This is a genomic window from Saccharopolyspora sp., assembly GCF_017434145.1.
Classification (GTDB): domain Bacteria; phylum Actinomycetota; class Actinomycetes; order Mycobacteriales; family Pseudonocardiaceae; genus Saccharopolyspora_C; species Saccharopolyspora_C galaxeae.
This window is the reverse complement of record NZ_JAFRFW010000334.1, coordinates 1-6997: the sequence shown is the minus strand read 5'-3', so window position 1 is coordinate 6997 and position 6997 is coordinate 1. Positions and strand designations below refer to the sequence as shown.

Below are 6997 nucleotides of genomic sequence, written 5' to 3'. Positions count from 1 at the left end.
GCTGCTGCTCGGACTGCTCCGTGGTCTGCGTGCCGGATCGCCAGACCGACGTGGGCTCGGACGCCGCGGAATCAGCAGTCGCGGAATCGGTGCTCGCGGACCGGGACTGGCCGGACTGGGACTCCCCGGACTGGGCTGACTGCGACTGGGCGGACTGGTCCGTCCCGGATCGGGACGCGACGGCCGAGTCTTCGGATCGGACGTCGTCCGCGGTGGTCGCAGCGGCTGCCGAGCTCCGGACGTCCGCAGTTTCGTCGCTGTTCTCGTCCGACGCGTCCTGCGACGACTCGGTCCCGGAACTCCCCGGCGTCGTCTGGACGGCATCCGCGGCTTCATCAGCCGAGTCGGCGGCCGCATCTTCCCGGCTCCGGTCGCGCGAGGCCGCCGAGTCCTCGCCCGCCGGTTCGGTCCCGGCTTCCGCACCCGCCGCGGTGTCCACGGCTTCGACGGCGCCGTCGGCCTGCTCCTCCTGCTCCGGCGGGCCGCCGGGCCGGGTGAGGCCGACCCGGGACGACCGGTTCGACTTCGTCTCCGGTCGGTTGCGCTGCCCCGCGACGCGCTTGCGCGAGGTCGCTCTGGGACGGCGGGATTCGGGCACGGGAACCACTCCTCGAACGAACGGGTCAGCAGGTCTCGGGCGCGGCGTCAGCCGACGGGCACCGGACCGAGCACGCTGAGCTTCCACTCCTGGCCTTCGCGGGTGAGCTCGGCCTGGTAGCGGCTGCGCTTCTCGGTCGGCGGCTGGCCGTCCGGGGTCACGGTCACCTTCACGACCGCGATCATGCGGGCCTTGCCTGCGCGCTCGTTGAGCTCGGTCAGACCTGCGGAGAGCACCTCGGCGTTGGTGACGGTCTTGGCCTGGGTGATCCGCTCGGCGTTGGCCTGCCGCCCCTTCACGACCTCTTCGTGCAGCGGGCCGGTGGAGGACTGCGCCCACCGGTCCAGCCCGCGCTGCACGTCGTGGTAGTCGAGGGTGTTGAAGTTGATGACCGCCTGGGTGCCCGCCTGCAACGCCTCGTCGCGCGCGGTGGCGTAGCCGGCGGCGCCGCCACCGGCGGCCAACGCCCAGGAGACCCCGAAGAACAGCGCCGCGGCGGCCGCGACGACCACCGAGATCAGCGAGGCCATGGCCGATAACCGCGTCCGCTCGGAGCTGCCGCGATCGGTCTCGACGGCCGTCTCGTTCTCGGACATCTGCTCACCTCGTTTCCCGGTCGGCCGGTCTGTCACTGGCCTGGGGCATTCTGCGCGCCGCGTACGTTGATCGGACTACCTGGTGGCTCCGCACAGTGTGCATCAGTGTTCAGCGGCATCGGAGCCAGGTCATTTCCGGCACGTTTCTCGGTCGACTCGTAACCCTTCGTGCAAGGCATCGGGTCGAAGACGTTCAGCGCCAACCCGAAGTGGGCGGTGCCGTCGCCGGGCACCACGCTGTAACCACCGGCGGAGACCATCGGATAGGTCACCATCAGCTGCTCGATGCCGTCGTTGTGCTGCGCCAGCAGCTCGGTGGTGCTGGTGAGGTTGCCGATCAACGTCCCCAGCTGCGGCCCCGTCTCCCGCAGCAGCCCGCTCACCTGCTGCGCGGCCGGTGGCGCCCGCTTGATCAGCTTGCGCAGGTCCGGATCGGAATCGCGCAGCTGCTCGGACAGCGCGCGCAGGTCGGAGCTGTAGGACCGGATCGCCGAGCCCTTGTCGTTCTGCGTCGCCAGCACGTCGGTGCCGTCCGCGAGCAGCTGCCGGGTCTGCGGCAGGTGCTGCTGGGCCTCGGTGGTGAACTCCCGCGTGGTGTCCAGCACCGTCTGCAAGTTGCCGCCGTTGTCCCGGAACGCCGTGCCGAGCTCGCCGACCACGGTCCGCAGCGAGTCCTCCGGAACCGACTTGGCGAACTGGTCCAGGTTCGTCATCAGGTCTTCGACGGGCAGCGGAGTGCTGGTGGACGAACGCTTGATGACCGACCCGTCCTTCAGGTACGGCCCGCGATCGCGCTTCGGGCGCAGGTCCACGTACTGCTCGCCGACCGCGGAACGCTGCGCGACCACGGCATCCACGTCGGCCGGAATGCGCGAGAAGCTCTTCTCGATGTCCAGCGGCACCTGCACGCCGTCCGCGGTCAGCTGCATCTCGCCGACCCGCCCGACCGGCACTCCGCGGTAGGTGACCTCCGCGTTCTTGAAGATCCCGCCGGAGTCGGCCAGCTGCATGGTCACCTCGTACCCGCGCGACCAGAACAGCCTGTCCAGCTCGGCGTAGCGGAAGCCCGCGTAGCCGACGCCGACCAGCGCGATGGCCACGAACGCGGCGATCTGCACGCGCATCTTGCGGCTGAGCATCAGTCACCTCCGAACAGGAAGCCGAGCAGGCCGCCGTTGTCGGACTTGCCCGGTTCCGGCGCCTTCGAGGTCTCCGGCGACTCCTTGCCCGGTTTGGCCGAGTCCGGTCGCGGTAGCAGGCCACCGGGTTGCTGCTCCGGCAGCGGCAACGGCAGCTTCGGCGGCTGGATCAGCGGCTGCCGGGAGCGTCCGATGTTGCCGAGGATGTTGGTGAGGTTGAGGTCGGCGTCGATGTAGAGGTTCGTGTAGTCGCCCTTGATGCCCTCGACCGCCTTGTCGGTGAACGGGTAGGTCAGCAGGATCTCGAAGGACTTCGGCAGGTTGTCGCCCGCCGCTTCCAGCTGGGTCAGCGTCGGCTGCAGCTGCTGCAGGTTGTGCACCATGTCCGCACGGCTCTGATCGACCACGTTGGTGGCCACCCCGGAGAGCTTGTCCAGCGACTGCAGCATCGTGACCAGCTGCCCGCGCTGCTCGTTGAGCACCCGCAGTCCGGGCTCGAGATCGCGCAGCGCGGTGTCGATGTTGCCGCGCTGGTTGTTCAAGCTGGCCGAGAGCCGGTTGACGCTGTCCAGCGCGCGGGTGATGTCGTCGCGCTGCGCGTCCAGCCCGCCGACCAGCTGGTCCAGGTTGTTCAGCAGCGAACGGGCATCGCCTTCGCGGCCTTGCAGCGCCGTGTTGAGTTCCTTGGTGATGTTCTGCAGCTGGGCCACGCCGCCGCCGTTGAGCAGCAGCGACAGCGCGCCGAGGACTTCTTCGACCTCGGGGTTGCGGTTGGTGCGGTCCAGGCCGATCACGTCGCCGTTGATGAGCTTGCCGCGCGGTGGCTCGGGTGCGGGCGGATCGGCCAGCTCGACGTACTTCTCACCGAGCAGGCTGGATTGGCGCAGCCGCGCGATGGCGTTGCCCGGCAGCTTGACGTCCCGGTTGACCTGCAGCGTCGCCTCGGCGTCCCAGGAACCGTCGGCGAGCCCGATCGCGCTGACCCGGCCGACCGGCACGTCGTTGACCCGCACCGCCGCGTTGGGCACCAGGTCGAGCACGTCCCGGAAGCGCACCTTGACCTGCAAGGGCTTGTCGCCGACGTCGGCGCCGCCGGGCAGCGGCAGCTGCGAGACGCCGGTGAACCCGCAGCCGGTCAGCAGCACCAGCGCGGCGACGGCCAGGCCGAGCAGTTTGCCCGCGCGCCCGCGGTTGAGCGTGATCACTGGCCACCTCCGGTGACGAGCGGTGCCCCGGCCGAACCGAGCGGCATCGCCGGCCCGCCGGATGCCCCGCCGCTCTGCGCGGGCGGATTGCCCTGCGCCTGGGACAGCAGATCGGCGATGCTGGAGACCGGCAGCAGCCCGTCCAGCACCGGCTGGATCGCCTTGCAGGCGTCGAGCACGTTGCCGGGCAGTTCGACCGGGGTACCGCCGGTGGGCTGGCGGACGAGCTTGCACACCGAGACCAGCGGCGGCTGGTTCAGCTCGTTGATCACCGCGCGGGTGTCCAGCGTCCCGGACGCGGCGTTGTAGGAGTTCTGCAGGTTGCCCAACGCCAGCGGCGCGTCGGTCAGCGACTCGGCCAGCGCCGACTTCTGGTCGACCAGCACCTTGGCCACCGAGTTGAGCTGGTCCACATTGGACTTCAGGTTCTCCCGGTTGTCCCGGACGAAGCTCTCCACCTTGCCCAGCGCCACGGCGAGTTCGGCCATCGAGGCGCCGAGGTCCTCGCGCTCGCCGGCCAGCAGCGAGCTGACCTCCTGCATCTGGTCGTTGAACCGGCGCACCTGCTGGTCGTTGGCCGAGAGCATCCCGGTGAACTTCTGCAGGTTGTCCACCGTGGCGAACAGGTCCTTGCTGCTGCCGGAGAGCGTGGTGCCCGCCTGCCCCAGGTGCTGCAACGTGTCGGCGAGCGCCTGTCCGTTGCCGTCCAGGTTGGCCGCGCCGGTGTTGAGCAGATCGGTCAGCGCGCCGTTCTTGTTCGCTCCCTGCGGGCCGAGCGCGTGGGTGAGGTCGTTGAGGCTGCGGTAGACCTCGTCCAGCTCGACCGGCGTGGCGGTGCGCTCCTTCGGGATCACCGCGCCGTCGCGCAGCTGCGGCCCTCCCTTGTAGACGGGCGCCAGCTGCACGTACCGGTCGCTGACCACGCTCGGCGAAACCGCGACCGCGCGGGCTTCGGCGGGCACGGTCACGTCCCGGTCCAGCGACATGGTCACGCGCACCGTGCGGCCCTGCGGGACCACTTCGTCGACGGTGCCCATCGGCACGCCGAGCATCCGCACGTCCCCGCCGGGGTAGATGCCGACGGCCGCGGTGAAGTAGGCGGTGACGCGCTTGTCGTTGCCGGAGAACATCCACCACACGCCAGCGGTGGCCAGCAGCACCACCGCGCAGCCGATGGCCAGCAGGCGGGTGATCGGGAATTTCGCGGACCGGGTGCTCATGGCTTGCAGCCCTCCGGGTTGATCGGGCCGACGGCGGGCGGCAGCAGCCCGCAGATGTAGGTGTCGAACCAGCGACCGGTGCCGAGCACGTTGGAGAACAACCTGGTGAACGGTCCGAAGGCGGCGATGCTGCGGTTCAGGTTGTCCTGGTTGCGCTCCAGCATCGCGGTGACCTTGTCGAGCTGCTGCAGCGTGGGGCCGAGCTGCGCCTGGTTGTCGTCGACGAGTCCGCTCAGCTGCACCGACAACGCGCGGGTGCCGTCCAGCAGCGAGCTGATCTGCTCCCGCCGGTCGCGGATCTCCTCCAGCAGCAGGTTCCCGTCCTTGAGCAGCTTCTCGAACTCGGCGTTGCGGTCGGCGACCGTCTTGGACACGTTCGAGGTGTTCTCCAGCAGCTGCTTGAGCTGCTGGTCGCGGGAGGCGATCGTCTGCGAGAGCGCGGAGAGCCCGTTCAGCGCGCCCCGCACGTCACCCGGGGTGTTCGCGAAGGTGTCGGACATGACGCGGAAGCTCTGCGCGAGCTGATCGGAGTCGATCGAACCGACGGTGCGCTGCAACCCGCTGAACGCCTCGATGACGTCGTAGGGCGCCATCGTCCGGGACATCGGAATCGGGTCCGAACTGGACTGCTCGGCATCGCCGCGCGGGTCCAGCGCGAGGTACTTCTGCCCGAGCAGCGTCTTGATCTTGATGGCGGCGGTGGTGTTGTTGCCCACCCAGGAGTCGGTGACCCGGAACTTCACCGCCACGTGGTCGCCTTCCAGCTCCACCGAGCTGACCGTGCCGACCTTCACCCCGGCGACCCGGACCTCGTTGTCGGTCTTCAACCCGGCGGCTTCGCTGAAGTTCGCCTGGTACGTGGTGCCGCTGATCAGCGGCAACCGCTCGAAGTTCATCGCGAGGACGAACCCGAGCACCAGCACCAGCAACCCGGCGATGCCGATCTTGAGCGGGTCGCGTTTCTGGAAAGACGTCATCCTTGGCACCTCGGCTGGGTCGCCGGCAGCAGCGGCAGCGGCAGGTTCACGTCACCGACACCGACATTCCCGGAGACCCCGCACAGGAAGAAGTTGAACCAGGCACCGTGCGAAGCGGTCCGCGAGATCGTGTTCAGCTTGTCCGGCATGTTCTGCAGCACCCGCTCGGTGATGTCCTCGTTGTCGTTGAGGTTCTTGGACAGTTCGCCGAGCTGGTTGATGTCCTCCCGCAGCGGCGGGCGGGCCTCGGAGAGCAGTCCGGCGGTGGTGTTGGTCAGCCCGTCCAGCGCGCCGACCGCGTCCCCGATCGAGTCCCGGTCCGCCGAGAGCCCGGAAACGACCTGCTGCAGCTGCACGATCAGTCCGGACAGCTGCTGGTCGCGGGCGTTGACGGTGCCCAGCACGCCGTTGAGGTTGTTCACGACCTGGCCGATCACCTGGTCCTTCGCCGCGATCGCCGAAGTCAGCGACGAGGTGTGCGACAGCAGGCTCTGCACGGTGCCGCCCTCGCCCTGCAAGACCTGGATGATCTCGTAGGACAGCTGGTTCACGTCCTTCGGCGACAACGCCTGGAACAACGGCTTGAACCCGCCGAGCAGCGTGGTCAGGTCCAGCGCGGGCTTGGTCTGCGCCAGCGGGATGGTGCCGCCTGCGGGCAAGTGCTGGTTGACCGGGCCGGGGCCCTGCTCCAGCGCGAGGTAGCGCTGACCGACCAGGTTCCGGTACTTGATCGTGGCGGTGACCGACTTCGGCAGCTTGCGCTGGGCGACGCTGAACTTCACCTCGGCCAGCCGCCGGTCGACCACCCGGATGTTCTCGATCTCGCCGACCTTGACCCCGGAGATCCGCACCTCGTCGCCCTCGTTCAGCGCGGTCACGTCGGTGAACCGGGCGGTGTAGGAGTTCGAGGAGCGCAGGTCGTTGTTCGCGATGGTCATGATCAGCAGGCCGGTGGCCAGCACGGTGACCAGCACGAAGATCAGGAATTTGACCAGCGGGCCGGTGATGCCGCGACCGTTCATCGGTAGCTCACCTCCGCTCCGCGCAAGACCGGGCCGACCAGCAGCGATCCCCAGCCGGGGACGTTCTCGGCCGGCACGCCCATCGACGGGGCAAGCACCGTGGAAACCATGTCCCGCTCCATCGGCGAGTTCTGCAGACCGAGTTCACCGCCGGCGGCCCCGGAAGCGGACTGCGGCGACGTGCTCGCGGGCGCGCCGCCTCCTGCGCCACCGCCCGAGCCGGGCAGCAACCCTTGATCG

General features: G+C 69.1%; 6 protein-coding genes and 2 pseudogenes. All 8 read right to left on the bottom strand.

The genetic code is table 11. From position 1 onward, the window contains the following. A pseudogene (locus IJH84_RS09300) lies at positions 1–598 on the bottom strand (hypothetical protein); the annotation flags it as partial. A 47-nt stretch (positions 599–645) separates the two neighbouring features. After that, complete coding sequence (locus tag IJH84_RS09295; protein ID WP_295142742.1) at positions 646–1194, bottom strand: hypothetical protein; 549 nt, start codon at positions 1192–1194, stop codon at positions 646–648. A 32-nt stretch (positions 1195–1226) separates the two neighbouring features. Continuing rightward, positions 1227–2333, bottom strand: coding sequence for an MCE family protein (locus IJH84_RS09290; protein WP_200069016.1), 1107 nt, complete (start codon positions 2331–2333; stop codon positions 1227–1229). Next, positions 2333–3535 carry an MCE family protein gene (locus IJH84_RS09285; protein WP_295142745.1) on the bottom strand — a complete coding sequence of 401 codons (1203 nt, stop codon included), beginning with the start codon at positions 3533–3535 and terminating at the stop codon, positions 2333–2335. Before IJH84_RS09285 ends, IJH84_RS09290 begins: the two co-directional genes overlap by 1 nt. After that, positions 3535–4758: an MCE family protein gene (locus IJH84_RS09280; RefSeq protein ID WP_295142739.1), complete on the bottom strand. Its 1224-nt coding sequence runs from the start codon at positions 4756–4758 to the stop codon at positions 3535–3537. Before IJH84_RS09280 ends, IJH84_RS09285 begins: the two co-directional genes overlap by 1 nt. Continuing rightward, positions 4755–5735: an MCE family protein gene (locus IJH84_RS09275; protein ID WP_200069015.1), complete on the bottom strand. Its 981-nt coding sequence runs from the start codon at positions 5733–5735 to the stop codon at positions 4755–4757. Before IJH84_RS09275 ends, IJH84_RS09280 begins: the two co-directional genes overlap by 4 nt. Next, positions 5732–6757 carry an MCE family protein gene (locus IJH84_RS09270; RefSeq protein WP_295142736.1) on the bottom strand — a complete coding sequence of 342 codons (1026 nt, stop codon included), beginning with the start codon at positions 6755–6757 and terminating at the stop codon, positions 5732–5734. The genes IJH84_RS09275 and IJH84_RS09270 overlap by 4 nt, the downstream gene beginning before the upstream one ends. Next, positions 6754–6997, bottom strand: a pseudogene (locus IJH84_RS09265) (ABC transporter substrate-binding protein); the annotation flags it as partial. The pseudogene IJH84_RS09265 and the gene IJH84_RS09270, both read right to left, overlap by 4 nt.